Annotated in this window: 15 protein-coding genes; 8 read left to right on the top strand and 7 right to left on the bottom strand. The window is 40.5% G+C overall.

Features of this window, described 5'->3' with window-relative positions; all coding sequences use genetic code 11:
- Window positions 1-108: 108 nt before the first annotated feature.
- Entirely contained in the window at window positions 109-1,752 is a 1,644-nt protein-coding gene (locus tag C7H19_RS04320; protein ID WP_106455725.1) for an ArnT family glycosyltransferase, read from the bottom strand.
- A gap of 190 nt (window positions 1,753-1,942) precedes the next feature.
- Here C7H19_RS04320 and C7H19_RS04315 point away from each other — a divergent pair, with 190 nt between their 5' ends.
- The 8 genes from C7H19_RS04315 to C7H19_RS04285 all read left to right on the top strand — a co-directional run bounded on the left by C7H19_RS04315 (window position 1,943) and on the right by C7H19_RS04285 (window position 10,379).
- Window positions 1,943-3,844, top strand: coding sequence for a cation:proton antiporter (locus tag C7H19_RS04315; protein WP_106455657.1), 1,902 nt, complete (start codon window positions 1,943-1,945; stop codon window positions 3,842-3,844).
- 99 nt (window positions 3,845-3,943) lie between these two features.
- Window positions 3,944-4,066, top strand: a complete 123-nt coding sequence (locus C7H19_RS26985) for a hypothetical protein (RefSeq protein ID WP_277988746.1) — start codon at window positions 3,944-3,946, stop codon at window positions 4,064-4,066.
- A 36-nt stretch (window positions 4,067-4,102) separates the two neighbouring features.
- Entirely contained in the window at window positions 4,103-5,746 is a 1,644-nt protein-coding gene (locus tag C7H19_RS04310) for an MBL fold metallo-hydrolase (RefSeq protein ID WP_106455656.1), read from the top strand.
- Window positions 5,747-5,860: 114 nt separating this feature from the next.
- Window positions 5,861-7,024, top strand: a complete 1,164-nt coding sequence (bioF, locus tag C7H19_RS04305) for an 8-amino-7-oxononanoate synthase (RefSeq protein WP_106455655.1) — start codon at window positions 5,861-5,863, stop codon at window positions 7,022-7,024.
- Window positions 7,025-7,201: 177 nt separating this feature from the next.
- Window positions 7,202-7,528, top strand: coding sequence for a hypothetical protein (locus tag C7H19_RS04300; protein WP_106455654.1), 327 nt, complete (start codon window positions 7,202-7,204; stop codon window positions 7,526-7,528).
- A gap of 136 nt (window positions 7,529-7,664) precedes the next feature.
- Window positions 7,665-9,023, top strand: a complete 1,359-nt coding sequence (locus tag C7H19_RS04295; protein WP_106455653.1) for an 8-oxoguanine deaminase — start codon at window positions 7,665-7,667, stop codon at window positions 9,021-9,023.
- A gap of 206 nt (window positions 9,024-9,229) precedes the next feature.
- On the top strand, window positions 9,230-9,934 hold the full coding sequence (locus C7H19_RS04290; RefSeq protein ID WP_181280522.1) for a GntR family transcriptional regulator: 705 nt from the start codon (window positions 9,230-9,232) through the stop codon (window positions 9,932-9,934).
- 37 nt (window positions 9,935-9,971) lie between these two features.
- On the top strand, window positions 9,972-10,379 hold the full coding sequence (locus C7H19_RS04285; protein WP_106455651.1) for an allophanate hydrolase-related protein: 408 nt from the start codon (window positions 9,972-9,974) through the stop codon (window positions 10,377-10,379).
- A gap of 41 nt (window positions 10,380-10,420) precedes the next feature.
- Here the strand turns inward: C7H19_RS04285 and C7H19_RS04280 are convergent, their stop codons facing one another.
- The 6 genes from C7H19_RS04280 to C7H19_RS04255 form a co-directional block, all read right to left on the bottom strand.
- Complete coding sequence (locus tag C7H19_RS04280; RefSeq protein WP_106455650.1) at window positions 10,421-11,884, bottom strand: leucyl aminopeptidase; 1,464 nt, start codon at window positions 11,882-11,884, stop codon at window positions 10,421-10,423.
- Between the two features lie 72 nt (window positions 11,885-11,956).
- Window positions 11,957-12,373, bottom strand: a complete 417-nt coding sequence (locus tag C7H19_RS04275) for a TIGR02588 family protein (RefSeq protein ID WP_106455649.1) — start codon at window positions 12,371-12,373, stop codon at window positions 11,957-11,959.
- Entirely contained in the window at window positions 12,370-13,242 is an 873-nt protein-coding gene (locus tag C7H19_RS04270) for a TIGR02587 family membrane protein (RefSeq protein ID WP_106455648.1), read from the bottom strand. Before C7H19_RS04270 ends, C7H19_RS04275 begins: the two co-directional genes overlap by 4 nt.
- Before the next feature lie 62 nt (window positions 13,243-13,304).
- Window positions 13,305-14,072 carry a Uma2 family endonuclease gene (locus C7H19_RS04265; RefSeq protein ID WP_106455647.1) on the bottom strand — a complete coding sequence of 256 codons (768 nt, stop codon included), beginning with the start codon at window positions 14,070-14,072 and terminating at the stop codon, window positions 13,305-13,307.
- A gap of 27 nt (window positions 14,073-14,099) precedes the next feature.
- Window positions 14,100-14,822: a hypothetical protein gene (locus C7H19_RS04260; RefSeq protein ID WP_425428856.1), complete on the bottom strand. Its 723-nt coding sequence runs from the start codon at window positions 14,820-14,822 to the stop codon at window positions 14,100-14,102.
- A gap of 100 nt (window positions 14,823-14,922) precedes the next feature.
- The gene (locus tag C7H19_RS04255) at window positions 14,923-16,188 is read right to left on the bottom strand and encodes a M16 family metallopeptidase (RefSeq protein ID WP_106455646.1); all 1,266 of its coding nucleotides are present in this window, start codon (window positions 16,186-16,188) and stop codon (window positions 14,923-14,925) included.
- Window positions 16,189-16,192 lie beyond the last annotated feature (4 nt).

The raw sequence follows: 16,192 nt of genomic DNA, 5'->3' as shown, positions 1-16,192 counted from the left end.
GCCCTTATTGTTCCTGAACCATCTCTGTATAGGTATTTAGCCACTCATCGGGTTATCTTTCTTCTTACTTGAGAAAGGATAACCCGTATCAAAATTTTCTGAAAATATCTATAATTTAGGTTGATCTTTTTTCGTAATCAAAACCCAATCAGGATTTGTTTTATCAAGAACTTGAACTCCCAACAACGACTCATCCAAAAGAACTGAGTTAGGAACTAACAAATAAGGATTAGGGTTATCGCGCCAATGTTCTTGTAATTCGTCCAAGGTACGGGGAAGAATCCGACGATCGCTATAAAAATTTAAAGAAGGACGCTCATAATCAAATAATGTATAAATTGTTGCAGACGCAGGAATAGAATTTTGCTTAATCATTGTCGCAACAGGTTTAACCGGGTAAGCTTCCCCCAACTCCCAAACCCAATAGGGAGAATTCACAAATAACAACAAAGAAACATACATCCCCCAAAACAGAACCGCGATAAACTGTAGTGAGTGCTGTTTCATCAATCTAGCACTAACCCCCAAAGTCATCGCTACTGAAGCAGCGAGTAACGTCAAAGAAAAATGGGGCGACGGAATTAAACCGAAAGTTTGATTAAAAAACAAACATAAAAAAATCACCGCAGAGAAGATCGCAACAATCGTAAAAAGAACCTGCCAAAAACGAGGATAAGAGCGTTCTTTTGGCCAATCTCGTAAATCAGCTAAAATCGCTCCACCAGCAAGGGCTAAAGCGGGATAAATCGGCATAATATACCAAGGTAACTTAGTCGCCATCAGCGATACCACCCCAAAATAAACGCCACTCCAAACTAAAACCAACTTCGCCCAACTATAATGTCGATCTTGCCAAGCTAACTGAAGTCCAGCAACAGCAAATAACAGCCAAGGAAACGAATATTTAACAATTTCTAAAAGATAGTACCAAACGGGATGACGATGATGATCCAGCGTCTCCCCCAAACGATTAATCTGTTGATCAAAAAGAGCATTAATAAATTCTTTTTCATAATGAGTCCACTGCGCCAAATACCAAGCCAAAGCCGGTACACTGCCCAAACCCCAGCCAAACCAAAAATAAGCCGAAGTTAGCAGTCTAGGGGTATCCCAAGCCAAAAAAACCAACACTAGGATCGCAATTAAACCGCCCATCATCCCCTTAGTCAGACACAGCAAACTAAACCCTAAACCAATCCCAATTGACCAGCGTAAATCACGACGCGATCGCAATGCACAAACAATCATCAAGATTTCAAAACAAAGCACCGCCCCATCTAACATCGCCAAACGCCCATGACGCACCACCGGCAGCAAAGTTAAATAAATCAAAGCCGCACAAAAAGAGGGAAAACGCGACGGAAACACCTCTCGCCCTAAAAGATATAATAAAGGAACCGAACAAGCGGTCAAAAATGCACCACTAAAGCGGGCTGTCCACTCATTAACCCCACCGACATGATAAGTCAGCGCAATCAAATCATGAATCAAAGGCGGTTTATTAAAATAGGGTTCACCCCAAAAAGTCGGAAATAACCACTTTAAAGAACCCGCAGGAGCCTGCCAAATCTCCTTGGCAACTTGGGCTACCGTTCCCTCATCCCAATCTCGTAAGGCTAGATTCCCTAAATTAATTGTAAAAATAATCAAAGCGGCTATGAATAAGCTTACCTTACAAAAAACTTCTAACCAGCCATCTTGTTGACGCAATTTGTAACTTGAACGACCCCACGCGAATGTTTGACGATTCATAATAAATTTAGTAGTAGTAACGGAATGACTCCCTAGATAAACATAAGCATCTAGATCAATTGTCGAATATTTCCCACGAGATTGTCTTGTATTTAGAAGCAAATAAGCATAAATTAAAATCCCATTGCAACCCATCACCCCATAAGATCCCAAGCTTGATCTTAATTTTTATCCCCATTGTAAAATCGTTATGGATGGATCTTTCGACCTAACTCTACAAATCGTCATTACCGTTTTAGCGGGGATCAGCGCACAAGTCGTCGCCGCCTATTTAAAAGTACCAAGTATCGTTTTTCTTCTCTTGTTTGGCATCATTTTAGGAAAAGACGGTTTAGGCGTACTGCATCCCCATCTCTTAGGTGTCGGTTTAGAAGTTATCGTTGCTCTATCCGTTGCCGTAATCTTATTTGAAGGGGGATTAAATCTATCCTTGCGTGAGTTGGGGCGAGTTTCTGGAAGTTTAAGAAATTTAGTTACACTCGGAACATTAATTACCTTTATTGGTGGCGGAATGGCGGCTCATTGGTTGGCTGAGTTTCCCTGGGCGATCGCTTTTTTGTATGCGTCTCTCGTCGTTGTAACTGGGCCTACCGTTATTAGTCCCCTCCTCAAACAAGTTTCAGTAGAGCGACGTGTTGCTACAATCCTCGAAGGAGAAGGCGTTTTAATTGATCCAGTCGGCGCAATTTTAGCCGTTGTCGTTTTAGACACTATCATCGATCATCAAGCGAGTGCGATCGAAATTCTTAACGGTTTAACGATGCGCTTAGGTATTGGTGCCATCATCGGCGGCGCTATAGGATGGTTACTCGGATTTTTCCTGAAAAAAGCTAACGTCCTTTCTGAAGAATTAAAAAATCTTGTTGTTTTAGCTGGAGTTTGGGGCTTATTCGGACTAGCGCAAATGAGTCGGAGTGAATCAGGATTAATGGCGACTGTTGTAGCGGGAATTGTCCTTAGAGCCTCTGGTTTGCCCGAAGAACGACTAATACGACGTTTTAAGGGTCAATTAACGGTTTTGTGTGTTTCAGTTTTATTTATTTTATTAGCGGCCGATCTTTCAATTGATAGTATATTTGCACTAGGCAGGGGAAGTGTTCTAACTGTATTGGTTTTAATGTTAATAGTACGCCCCCTTAGTATTTCTTTGTGTACGATCGGCAGTAACTTAAATTGGCGACAAAAACTATTTATTGCTTGGATTAGTCCAAGAGGCATTGTATCGGCTTCTGTAGCCTCTTTATTTGCCATTATTCTGACTCGTCAAGGCATCAACGGCGGAGACTCCATTAAAGCCTTAGTTTTTCTAACGATCATCATGACGGTATTTATTCAGGGTTTAACCGCTCGTTGGGTGGCACGTTGGTTAAAAATTACCTCATCTGAAGCGACAGGAGCCGTTATTATTGGTTGTAATCCTTTGGGGCGTTTACTCGGTCATTTAATCCAAGAACAAGGAGAATCAGTTGTATTAATTGATACCGATAGTGAAGCGTGTCAAATCGCAGAGGATGAAAATTTACCCGTTTTTCAAAGTAGTGGTTTAAATCCGACAGTTCTTGAAGAAGCGGGAATCGAATCGATCGGAACTTTTATCGCTTTGACCAATAATGGCGAAGTTAATTTAGTTTTAGCACAACGTGTCATCGAAGAATTTGCCCCGCCCAGGGTTTTAGCTGCATTCCCCAGTCAAGTTCAATTCGCAACTGGTAAAGTTAATCAAGCTTTGATCGATAATCTTTCCCTGAAAACCTGGAATCAACTGATCAAAGACGGTCAATATAAATTAGGCAAAACCATTATTAGTGAAGTCGAATTATCCCTGAAACAAGCCCATATACAAGCTCTCATCCGTTCGGGCGACTTGTTACCTTTACTCTTAAAACGTGACAATTCTTTACACGTGGTCACAACATCCGATCAATGGCAACCTAATGATGAGTTAATTTATCTGCTATATGATCAGCGATCGCAACTTTTAAAACGCTTATCCGGCGCGGTTCCTTCCTTACGAACAGCCATAGAACAATTACCCGAAGTCGAAGGGACGATCGTACCTCCCGTTAAACGTCCTAATCTAGAAGTGGTATAGATATTAATTTTTTAGGATTTATTGACATTATCCGCTTTTCCTAACAGTAGTATTAAGTTAAGATACGAGAGCGTTAGGCCTTTGAGGAGTTATTACGTCATGGATGTCAAAACAATTATTGTGATTCTTACCGTCTTATTTACGGTGAGTGCTTTATTTTTCGGAACTAAAAACGGCTACTACGACACCGATAATTATGATGGGAATGGTACGGCTCATTAAAAATCTTACCTGTGCTTTTGTTTTACTCAAATCCGCATGATTCAATATCGCACAACAAGATCTGAATCTGGTAGCTTATTATCCTGTTCCACCTATGGTGTTGGTCATGGTCATGAAGGCGTTTGTCTATTGATCAAAATGGGTCCCTACCGTATCTTACTAGATTGCGGTTTAAATAATATTCAAGCCCTTCATACCAGTAAAAAACCCCCGGTTGATTGGGTGTTTTGTAGTCATGCTCATCAAGATCATGCCTTCGGGTTACTTGCTCTACATCGAGCTTATCCCCAACTGCCGATTTATGCCAGTGATGTAACCGTTCAATTATTACCCTTAAATTGGCCAGATGAGGAAGAAATCCCCCCTTTTTGCCAAGGTTGGAAATGGCGATCGCCGATTAAATTATTTCCCGATCTGACGGCCGAAATTTTTCCCTCTGGACATTTACCCGGTGCCGCACTCTTACTCTTGACTTACAAAACCCCAAAACGCAATTATAAACTGCTTTATACAGGGGATTTTTCTTTATCTAACTTCCAACTGGTTGAAGGGTTATCCGTTGAGTTATTGCGCGGATTAGCTCCAGATGTCTTGATTATTGAAGGAAGTTATGGTACAATACGCCATCCTCATCGCCGACAACAAGAAAAACAGTTGATGACTCGTCTTTATGAAGTAGTGAGTCAACAAAAAAACGTTTTACTTCCTGTGCCGACCTTGGGGTTAGGTCAGGAAATCTTGAAATTACTGCGATCGCATCATCAATTTACGGGACGAGATTTAGATATATGGGTTGATGGCAACATTGCAACAGCCTGCGATGTTTATCTGGATTTATTGCCCGAATTTCCCGCATCTGTACAAAATTTTGCCAAACATCAACCGTTATTTTGGGATGAACGCATCTGCCCAAGAATGGGACGACTCACCACTGAGCGGCGATCGCAGCTTGGAATAACACCCTGTATTGTTTTAACCGATCAGATCGATCGTTTACAAGAATACTGTCTAAATACTTCAGGACAATGGTTAGTTTTAATTCCCGAACATTTTCAACATCTAATTTCTTTAGATCATCCTCAGATTAAAGCGTTAAAGCGTTCCCGTCAGTGTCAAGTAGAAACCTATCTCCTTTCCGAACACAGCGACAGTCGGAACACCACACAACTAATTCATAATTTACGCCCACAACACGTTATTTTTGTACATGGATCGCCTAATTATCTTGCCGATCTCACCAGCTTAGAAGAGTTGCAAAACCGTTATCAGTTACATTCTCCAAGTGTTGGAACTCTAGTAGAATTGCCCATTGGGGAAAAGTTCATTCAACCATTACCACCGACTCCTAGTAGTTATGAGGGCGAATTAAATGAGGTCGGAACAACCGTAACGATTACTTTACCTGATACAATTACCCAAGATCCACGATGGACGAATTTTGCTGATACTGGGCTCGTTGAGGCTCGATGGCAAGGCGAAGATGTGATTCTTAGAGGACTTTCTCAAAGAGAACTCTTAAGCGAAATGAGTAATAATAGAGGCTTACAGTCGATCGATTGTTGTCAAGCTTGTTGTCATCAAAAAGGCCAACGTTGCTGGAACCCAGCATCACCACTTTATGGCTTAAAAGTTGTTCCAGAGGGATATTGTCCAGTCTTTGAACCCATCGAAGATAGCTAGAAAGACAAGTTAAAATGGTGATCTACTCCCCACTCTATCTATATACATATAGACATAGACAGAAATTTTTTCCTTGAGGAATCGGTGTACTGGGGACAAATTGCAAGATAATTTATGACAACACCCTATGATTGGATCAGCAAATCATTAAACACCATCCATCAAGCAAACTGGTATCGTACACCCAAAACCATCACCAGTAGCCCTGGCCCCATTGTAGAATTAGAGGGTCGATCGCTAATTAATTTCGCTAGTAATGATTATCTCGGACTCGCTGGACATCCACACCTGATCGAAGCAGCGATTACCGCTACACAAAAATATGGTACAGGTAGTACAGGATCTCGTTTACTTAGTGGACATCGAGACATTCACAGACAATTAGAACTTGCTATTGCTAATCTCAAACAAACTGAAGATGCGATCGTTTTTAGTTCAGGATATCTCGCTAACCTAGGAACCATCACTGCTTTAGTCGGTCAACGGGATTTAATCTTAAGCGATCAATACAATCATTCTAGCCTGAAAAATGGCGCAAAACTCAGTAACGCAACGATTATCCATTACAATCACTGTGATCTATCCGATTTACATCATAAACTACAACAATATCGTCACCAATATCGTCATTGTTTAATTATTACTGACACCATCTTTAGCATGGATGGTGATATATGTCAAGTATCAGAAGTGCTAGATTTAGCAGAGTCGATGAATTGTATGTTGTTGGTGGATGAAGCCCATGCTACAGGAATTATGGGAAAAAAGGGGGCGGGATGTGTGGATTATTTTGGCTGTACGGGTCGCTCTTTAATACAAATGGGGACTCTGAGTAAAGCAATTGGCAGTTTAGGGGGATATGTGGCGGGTAATGCCGTATTAATCGATTTTTTACGAAATCGCTCGGCAACTTGGATTTATACAACAGCACTTTCCCCGGCTGATACGGCGGCGGCGATCGCAGCGATTGAACTTATTCAAACCGAACCGCAAAGACGCGACAAACTTTGGGAAAATGTCAACTTTTTGCAACAAAAATTATCGCATTTAAATATTTTACCTTCCCAGTCACCTATTATTTGCCTGGAATGCGCTAACCCATCCCAAGCGTTAGAATTATCCCAAAAACTCATTATAGCTGGTATTTTTGCTCCTGCCATTCGTCCCCCAACCGTTCCGACGAGTCGTATTCGTTTTTCTGTGATGGCAACCCATGAAACAGCACATTTACAACAGTTAATCAATAATCTTGTTTTAAGGAACATTGGAAACGTTTAACCAACTAAAGATCACCCGATCGGGTGAAGATAGCACATCTTGGAATTAGATATAGTATAAAAGCAAACGAAATGAGTAACTACTGAGCTATAACGAGAGTAGCGCAGCAAGAGGATTTCATTAATTTAAAGATGTCTGTAAAGAGTTTGGCATCTTTAGGGAATGGAGGTAATAGCTATGCTATTCAACACTCAACAACACAATCATCAAAAGCGTGAAGGATTTTTAGTTTCTAAACTTCACAGGATATGGCAAAAATTCACCCTGTATCTAGTGAAAGTTTTCTTTGAAGATGCAGAAATCCGAGTTTGGACAACTTTAGATCCCGAAAAAAATCTACAATGGCACGTTTATAACTATAAAACCGATCGTACAGGTACATTCAATTCTGAAGTAGAAGCTATTGAATGGATCGAAAATTCTTACAAACATCTTCCGAATACTAACAAAAAATTTTGGTTTATTCCTGGAAGCAGTACACTAACAGTCTTGAACGATCAATAATGATAAGGTGGGCAATGCTCACCTTTTTTTTAGACAATCAAACCGTAAAGTAAAAGACGGTTCAATCGATCGTATGTAAGTTATGCTGACTCAGTAGCTAGTCTAAAATAAGTGCCAGCGACTGGGGAAAGCAAAAATGTCTACTTTATTGGTTAAAAATATTCATACTCTCGTAACGATGGATGAGCAGCGTCGAGAAATTCGTCAAGGTGCATTATACATTAGAGATAATATTATCGAGCAAGTAGGAACCACAACAGAACTACCCCAAACCGCAGCCCGTATTCTAGATTTACAAAACAAGTATATTGTTTTACCAGGACTCGTCAACACCCATCATCATTTTTATCAAACCCTGACTAGAGTTATTCCTGCTGCACAAAACTGCGATTTGTTTTACTGGCTAAAAACACTCTACCCCATTTGGGCAAACTTAACAGCAGATGCAGTGTATATAAGTACAAAGATGGCACTTGCTGAATTAATATTATCGGGTTGTACAACGGCGAGTGATCATTTATATATCTATCCAAATAACTGTAAACTAGATGATCAAATTCAAGCCGCACAAGAGATGGGAATACGCTTTCATCCGTGCCGAGGAAGTATGAGTGTCGGTGAAAGCTTAGGTGGTTTACCCCCAGATGCAGTCGTCGAAAAAGAAATAAATATCCTCAAAGATAGCCAAAGATTAATTGAACAATATCACGATCCGTCGCGTCATTCTATGTTAAGAATGGTACTCGCTCCCTGTTCGCCTTTTTCAGTATCTCCGGAATTAATGAAAGAATCGGCAATTTTGGCACGGAGTTATACTGGAGTTAGATTACATACCCATTTAGCCGAAAATAAATCAGATATTACCTACAGTTTAGAAAACTTTGGCATGACACCCGAAGATTACGCCGAGTCGGTGGGATGGCTAGGCGAGGATGTATGGCACGCCCACTGTGTACAATTAAGTGATACCGCTATTCAAAAATTTTCTCAAACGGGAACAGGTGTAGCCCATTGTCCTTGTAGTAATATGCGTTTAGCCAGTGGAATTGCACCTATTCGTAAAATGTTAGATGCGGGTGTACCGGTTAGTATTGGGGTAGATGGATCGGCTTCCAATGATAGCGGGAATTTGCTACAGGAGGCGAGAACAGCCTTCTTACTGGCACGTGTCCGCGAAAATGACGTGAGTGCGATGACAGCGCGAGAAGCCCTAGAAATAGCCACCCTGGGCGGTGCTAGAGTATTAGGACGCGATGATATTGGAATTCTCGCCCCTGGAATGTCGGCTGATTTTATCGCCATCAATTTAGAACGCCCTCAGTTAGCAGGGGCTTTACATGATCCAGTTGCCGCCTTAATCTTGTGTCAGGTGGAGCGAGTGGATTATAGTTTTATTAATGGGAAAAAAATCGTTGATCAAGGACAATTGACCACCGTTGAGTTAGAATCATTAATTAAGAAAACGAATGATCTGGCGTTCCAGATGTTGTCATAATTTTATTTTTTATTCATTTTTATTACTGTATAACTCTAAATTCTTATTGTTAGTTTTACACCAGATCTTAACATTTTATTGTATACTGTATTCTATGGTGTATAGCTTTTATACTAATTCATAATCAGCCGATACACTCAATAAAAGTGTCTAGAATAATCAGTAAATTTCGTTTTTAGATCCTTGCTTTTGAAAGGAGAATTATTTTGACTTTATCTCCCCATTCCTTGCCACGTAGACATTCATTACAAGACCAAGCTTATCAAGCTTTGCGGACGGCTATCCTTGGGGGCGAACTAGAACCTGGTCAGCGATTAGTAGAAACACAATTAGCGGAGAAATTACAGGTTAGTAGAACGCCCATTAGAGAGGCTATTCGACTGCTTCAACAAGAAAATTTAGTTACCCTAGAACCTAGCGGCGGCGTTCGGGTTGCTACGTTTACCTGTGCCGATGCTATACAATTATACGATTGTCGGATTGGTTTAGAACAACTTTCTGTAGTCGATGCTTGTCAGAAGATTACCGAGTCACAATTACAACAACTCGAAGGAATGTTAGAGCAAGCAGAACGCATCGTTACAGGAAAACCAACACGCTTAAGTTGTTTTCGTCAACTTGATCTAGATTATCGTTTTCATCGTCTGTTAGCACAAAGTTCGGGTAATCCTTGGCTCGTCTTACTGCTGGATCAAGTTTTTGATAAAATGTTATTGCTAAGGATTCAAACTACCCGAAATAATCCAACTGTACTAGATATTCGCACCGAACATCGGGCTATTTATGAAGCAGTACGATCGCGTGATCCAAAAGCCGCTACTGAAGTAATTATCGCTCATCTCAATGCAAGTAAAGCAAGAGTGATTCGGGAAATGGAACAAATTCAGCTAGAATCAAAAATTGTTCAATAATTCTTCTAAAAATTTAAGTTAGGGGATCTCTAACACAATGACAGATCTAGAAAACGGTAGCAAAAAAGTTTTCATTTGTGGTTCAGCCTTGCGCGGACAACCCGATCATCAAAATCTTCAATCAGCCGAGTTTATTAGAGAAGCCAAAACCCAACCGCTTTATCGTCTTCATGCGGCAGTAGATGGCTGGCATCCGGCAATATATCAAGTCACAGAAGGCGGGATCTCAATACCTGGGGAAGTGTATCAATTATCCGCCGAGCAATTTGATTATCTTGTTTCCACAGAACCGCCTCATATGTATCCATCGGAAGTCATCCTAGAAGATGGACAAATTGCGATCGCTATGTTATATCCACAAAAATTAATCGAAGAACATAACTGGCCAGATATTTCTCATTTTGGGGGTTGGGCGGCTTACAAAAAAGCGGCGGTTAGTTCATAGGATACCGTAGAGACGGGATAGATCGCGTCTCTACATTGGTTCTAACTCATTACCCAATTAACCAAAGTCCGCACCGGAAAACCAGTTGCCCCCGCATTATTAACACCATTATCTTTTTCCGTCCACACTGGGGCTGCAATATCTAAATGAGCCCAAGGCGTTTCTTTAATAAACTGCTTGAGGAACAAAGCGGCTGTAATGGCACCACCCGCACGAGGGCCAGTATTTTTCATATCAGCAATTCCTGACTTTAGTCCATCAAAATACTTATCTTCCATCGGCATTTCCCAGAACTTTTCGCCCGCAACAACAGACGCATCTTTAATTTGTTGTGCCAAACTTGGATCGGTACTCCACAAACCCGCAATATCATCGCCTAGAGCAACAACACAAGCACCCGTAAGAGTCGCCAAATCAACGATCGCATCTACTCCTAATTTTTCCGTAAACACCAGCGCATCAGCAAGGGTTAGTCTTCCTTCGGCATCCGTATTATTAACCTCAATCGTTTTACCATTAGAAGCCGTTAGAATATCACCAGGGCGCATCGCATGACCACTGATCATATTTTCCGTTGCAGCACAGATAAAATGTACCTCAACATCGGGTTTAAGTTGAGCGATCGCTTTAGCCGCCCCCAACGTCGCCGCACCGCCCCCCATATCCATTTTCATCGTTTCAATACCACTACCCGCACCCTTGATATTCAAACCACCCGAATCAAAAGTCAAACTTTTACCAACAATAGCCACCTTTTTACGGGGTGTACCTTCAGGTTTATAGGTTAAATGAATAAACTTCGGCGGAAGATCAGACGCTTTAGCAACCCCTAAAAAAGCCCCCATACCTAGCGCTTCACATTCTGCTTGTTCTAAAATTTTAATTGCTAATCCATAATTGATCGCCAGTTGTTCGGCCTGTTGAGCCATCGTCACGGGTGTTACACTATTGGCGGGAGCATTCACCAATTCACGAGCTAAAATTACACCAGACGCAATAATATCAGCTTGACGGATCGCTTCATCTTGATTATTTAAGCCCAATAAATCAACCGTTTCTAATTTAATCGGTTTTTTTTCGGATTTAAAGCGATCGTCCTGATGTATAGCCAAAAGTAAACCTTCTGTAATCGTCTGAGCCGTTTGTGATAAATTATCTTCAACAACAGGTAAACTGATTCCCAGTGTTTTGAGCTTTTCCTGTTTAGCCAAACGGGAAATACTAGCCGCAGCACGTCTAAGAGTATCTAGCTTGTAGTCTTCCGCTTTCCCTAAACCGACTAAAATAATCTTACGGAGCGAACCACCACCTATTCTAGAGACTGCTGTTGAACCGAGTTTACCTTCAAATTCATTGTCTGTAATTAGTTCTTGTAGCGTACCCGTCAGGTTTTCATTGAGTTGGGCAAGCTCTCCCGTAACCTCTGTGGTTCCTTCATACAAACCCACTGCTATTGCATCTCCAGTCCAATTTAACAGGGTCGTATCTACGGTGCGTATATCCATTCCGATCTCTTTTTTTGATGATTCACACTTTTTTCTAGTGTATCTTGTTGCTTGGTTTAAAATATTGAAGATTTAAGGTAATTTATAACTGGCTACACGTAACACAAGTTCGCCGTTTTTTGGGTTGCGGGTAAAAATAAACGCCCCCTCTTCCTTCTCACCTCCAGAAAGAAAATCGAATTGTTGTTCTCCAACTTCTTCTATTTTTCCATTCATTCTAAATTCACCAATAACTTGAACTGATTCTGCGGTTTCGCCACCTGTATTAGTTATTTTAAATGGAACATAAAACTGTCCTTGAGCTTCCCGAATTTCCTGACGCTCGATGGATAAAATCGGCGGTTGTTGATCACTCGTTATCCAAGTATATAAAACTAAACCGACAATTGATAGAACGATCAAAAATGCGATCGCAAATGTCACCCATTCTGCGGGAAAAGAATTTTTAGAACGATCAACTAACGACTTATAAGGAGTTTTCTTGCTCATATTGCGATCCGCCCTGCCGCGCCGCCTACCGTTGCGGGAAGCCCTAATAAAATTGTATGACGTAACCAAATTTGCCAAGGATCAGTGACACTTAAGCGATGGAAAAACCACAACATTAATGCTGCTAATACTAAAGAAATGAGATAAGACATTACTGTTTCAACTAAAGGATGCTGAAACAATCCTTCTTGTTGTAATCGCTTTTGTTGCGTTGTAAAATCAGCGACAAAAACAATACCATAAGAAATAACTAAAGACGATGCAATCACCCCCAGTAACCAAGGTGCTGATGCTGCTGATGCTAATGTTGGAATTTCGTCAGTCGGGGCAATATTAAACGCAATAAATAACGCACCAATAGCAGTAGCACCAATATCGGCTAAAGTTGCTTGATAGCGTTGTTTTTTACGTTCTCGACCTGATAGCTGTGGTTTTTCATCCTCTGATTCAGAGTCGTTTTCATCGCCTCCACTGATTAAAGTTCGGGCTAATGCTACTCCCAAGGAAAATGGAACCGCTTCAAAAATTATTTTACCTAATGTTTCATCCAAAGGTGTTTCAAGTGTTACTTCTTGTAGCAAAAAAAGTATTGCAGCCGCACTGAGCAAACCCAGCGCTAAAGCTTCTACACTATCTCTTACCATTTGCATGAAACTATTAGAATTATTTTTGCGAAATCCATCGGTTTGATTTAGTAACAAAAGAACTAAAAAAGTAACCGCTAATACGCTTAACATCAAAGGGGGATTTGTATAAGAGCCAATCCACCACACTTCCATCGTATACATTAAAGGAATACCGAATAAAAAACCGCCAGAAAGTCCCCTGATAAGATCTTGTAATTCAGTTTTCCAAGCTTGTGAAAGCATTTTATTAAAATTTAGAAGATGGGTTACTATTACCAAATTATGAGGTATTTAGTCATCTATCTTTAGATATCATCAGGATTTTCACCTAATTCTCTTAGTCTCGCGGCTAAACGTTCGGCTCGTAATCTTTCATTTTCGGCTCGTTGTGTGGCTTCTTCGGCTCGTTGGCGTTCTCTTACGGCTAATTCTTCGGGTAAAGGAATTAAATTTCCTTGGAGATCATAAAAGCGTAACCAAGCCGCTTGATCTCGGCTAACTGCACCAGACCAGATACCTAACCATAATTCTAAACGAGAACACCAAAGCCAGCCTCGTTCATTCGGAATAATTTCTTGATATCCCTGATTAGAATCAAGATGCCATCCTTTAAGGGAATTTTCATCAAAAGGATCGAAAACATAATAATCAGGTGTCCGAAACACTTCTTCATAAATATCTTTTTTGATTCCAATATCTGAGTCGGCGGTACTCGATGACATTAACTCGATGATTACATCAGGATAACGCCCGTTTTCTTCCCAGACAACCCAACCTTGGCGATCGACTCTCGGATTAACATTCAAAACAACGAAAAAATCTGGCCCTCTAAAATCTCGGTTTCGGGCTTGTGTACTGCTAAAGTAGACAAACATATTACCCCCGACAAAAAAATCAACCCGACTAGACAAAGCTATTTCGGCTGATTGAATTAGGGTATTCATTGCTATACGATGGCGATTACTTTCCATCGGCTCTCCATCATCAAATATTAGATCAGTGGGTGGCATGGGGGGTTCCCATTCCTTGTCTTGATCTAAAAATAGGTTTTCTGAAATAATATCAGTAGACATGATTATTTTGCCAATTTTGTACTATTTTTAGGGTACAATAGCTAAATCTAAAATGGGCTGATTAGTTAAACAGTGCCAATAACAAGCATATAAATTCGGGTTTTGAATTTTAATTGAAGCGATCGCAGGTGCAGCCGGAAAAGGCCAAAGTCTGTCAAAAACAATATCTTTGCCGAGTAAACTAAACTGCAAAAGATAAACCGATGGCGGTGCTGAAATATTTTCGAGTAACTGATGGGCTAAATAATACAATGGTTGACGCAGATCATCAGTTAAATCAATCGGTTGCTGATAAGCATTGGGCATCGCGCCTTCGCCAATGACTTCGCCATATAATGGCCCTTTAGGAGTTAAAACAATAGGTAGCCAAAGATCCCCTAACCAAGAATCACCGATACTGGTTTGAAAGGCTAATTTTTGCTCAACCCAAGTGCGTCTAGCTTCGAGATCACGGCAATTTTGATAAATGGTTCGTCCTGGGAAATCGAACCCTAGGGGTAATTGAATCGTCAGAGGACAGTAAATTAAATTTTTGCTATTTTTTGGCGATTCTGATTTTGACCAAAGTGAAGCAGCAGATATAACCTCTACAGCAAGGGTTTCTGGGATAGCTTGCTTTAAAGCATTGACCATTCTTTCGGCAACCGGAGACAACCGAGAAGGTTTTCCAATTCCATGAGCTTCAGAATTGATGATAATGACGACTTTTTCCATTGAGGTCAGCGATCGATCAGCCGAATTTGTGAGCATCTTTAGGATTGGGCAAACATCTAACTATTTTCTTGTTCTAGAGCCATCATCAACATAAATTTTTAATGACTCCATATTAACTTAACTTTCCCTACTACGGTCAAGGTTCGTCATATCCATCTAATATAGCAGCCGGTCCCACTAATGAAAGATAAGGCAATCTTAAGTACTGATTAGCCACTTTTCGAGCCATTTCTGGCGTTATATTCGCAATTTCTTCTTGGAATCGAGAATCAAACTCAATTCCTAATTCTAAGGTTTCATACCAGCCAAATAATTGAGCCATTTCAGCGTTAGTTTGTTTCCCTAATGCGTATTGTCCTAATAATTTATTTTTAGCCGTTTGTAATTCTTCTGGTTTGAGTTCAGTCTCGCACAGTCGTTCAGCTTCGGTGTGTAAACCATCAATTGCGATCGCCGTATTTTGCGGTGCTGTTCCCATATAAATTACAAATTGTGATGGCTCAAGACGAGTTGGATAAAATGAAGATACATCATAAGCTAATCCGCGTTTTTCTCGCAATTCAACAAATAAGCGACTCGAAAGACCATTCCCTAAATAGGTATTCAATAACTTAAGAATAGCGTAGTTATCCTCTTTTACCGAAGCACCTAAATACCCTAACATAACGATCGATTGTTGTGTTTCCTGTTTTGTTAATTTTTGTAAGGGATTTGCTTGTAAAGGAGTTAAATTGAGTTGAGTAGACCCATTACTTTCCGGTTTCCAATCTCGAAACGCATCTTCAATTAATTGTACACTTTCTGCAACAGTAATTCGACCTGAAAGACTAATAATCATCTGCTCAGGACAAAAATGATTATAATGGCAATATTCTAAGTCAGAACGGGTAATTTGGGCGACACTTTCTGCTGTTCCTAAAAGCGAAAGACCATAGGGATGATTAGGATACATCGCTTCTCGCAATTGACTAAATGCGACGTTAAACGGTTGTTCCTGTTGTGAGCGGATACTTTGTTGAGTCAGATATTTTTCGCGTTCAACTTCATTTTCTGGGAACGTGGGAAACTTAATAATCTCGGCGACTAAGGATAATATTTCCGCGAAATCTGCTGTAATTGTTTTCAGACTAATCACGAAATAATCTGCACCAGCATCAGCCCCTAAACCTGCACCAATTGATTCTACTTTTTCGGCAATTTCGACAGATGAATATTTTTGACTACCTTTAGTCAATGTTGCTGCTAATAAATGAAATAATCCTGCTTTTTCTCTATTTTCCCATCTTGAACCCGAATTTTTGAGGAAAATTCGTCCAGCAATTAAATCAGCCGCTTGATTTTCAACTAACAATAAGGTGATGCCATTTTCTAACATCAACCGATGCACCTTTTGTTCTTTCATGATT

The sequence above is a fragment of the Aphanothece hegewaldii CCALA 016 genome, assembly GCF_003007785.1.
Classification (GTDB): domain Bacteria; phylum Cyanobacteriota; class Cyanobacteriia; order Cyanobacteriales; family Microcystaceae; genus Chroococcus; species Chroococcus hegewaldii.
This window is presented reverse-complemented; position numbering and strand designations above follow the sequence as displayed.

Bases quoted from the DNA above. Each gene is read 5' to 3' on its own strand.
- C7H19_RS04320 (WP_106455725.1), bottom strand. From the start codon at position 1,752: ATGAATCGTCAAACATTCGCGTGGGGTCGTTCAAGTTACAAATTGCGT.
- C7H19_RS04315 (WP_106455657.1), top strand. From the start codon at position 1,943: ATGGATGGATCTTTCGACCTAACTCTACAAATCGTCATTACCGTTTTA.
- C7H19_RS26985 (WP_277988746.1), top strand. From the start codon at position 3,944: ATGGATGTCAAAACAATTATTGTGATTCTTACCGTCTTATTTACGGTG.
- C7H19_RS04310 (WP_106455656.1), top strand. From the start codon at position 4,103: ATGATTCAATATCGCACAACAAGATCTGAATCTGGTAGCTTATTATCC.
- bioF (WP_106455655.1), top strand. From the start codon at position 5,861: ATGACAACACCCTATGATTGGATCAGCAAATCATTAAACACCATCCAT.
- C7H19_RS04300 (WP_106455654.1), top strand. From the start codon at position 7,202: ATGCTATTCAACACTCAACAACACAATCATCAAAAGCGTGAAGGATTT.
- C7H19_RS04295 (WP_106455653.1), top strand. From the start codon at position 7,665: ATGTCTACTTTATTGGTTAAAAATATTCATACTCTCGTAACGATGGAT.
- C7H19_RS04285 (WP_106455651.1), top strand. From the start codon at position 9,972: ATGACAGATCTAGAAAACGGTAGCAAAAAAGTTTTCATTTGTGGTTCA.
- C7H19_RS04280 (WP_106455650.1), bottom strand. From the start codon at position 11,884: ATGGATATACGCACCGTAGATACGACCCTGTTAAATTGGACTGGAGAT.
- C7H19_RS04275 (WP_106455649.1), bottom strand. From the start codon at position 12,373: ATGAGCAAGAAAACTCCTTATAAGTCGTTAGTTGATCGTTCTAAAAAT.
- C7H19_RS04270 (WP_106455648.1), bottom strand. From the start codon at position 13,242: ATGCTTTCACAAGCTTGGAAAACTGAATTACAAGATCTTATCAGGGGA.
- C7H19_RS04265 (WP_106455647.1), bottom strand. From the start codon at position 14,072: ATGTCTACTGATATTATTTCAGAAAACCTATTTTTAGATCAAGACAAG.
- C7H19_RS04260 (WP_425428856.1), bottom strand. From the start codon at position 14,822: ATGCTCACAAATTCGGCTGATCGATCGCTGACCTCAATGGAAAAAGTC.
- C7H19_RS04255 (WP_106455646.1), bottom strand. From the start codon at position 16,188: ATGAAAGAACAAAAGGTGCATCGGTTGATGTTAGAAAATGGCATCACC.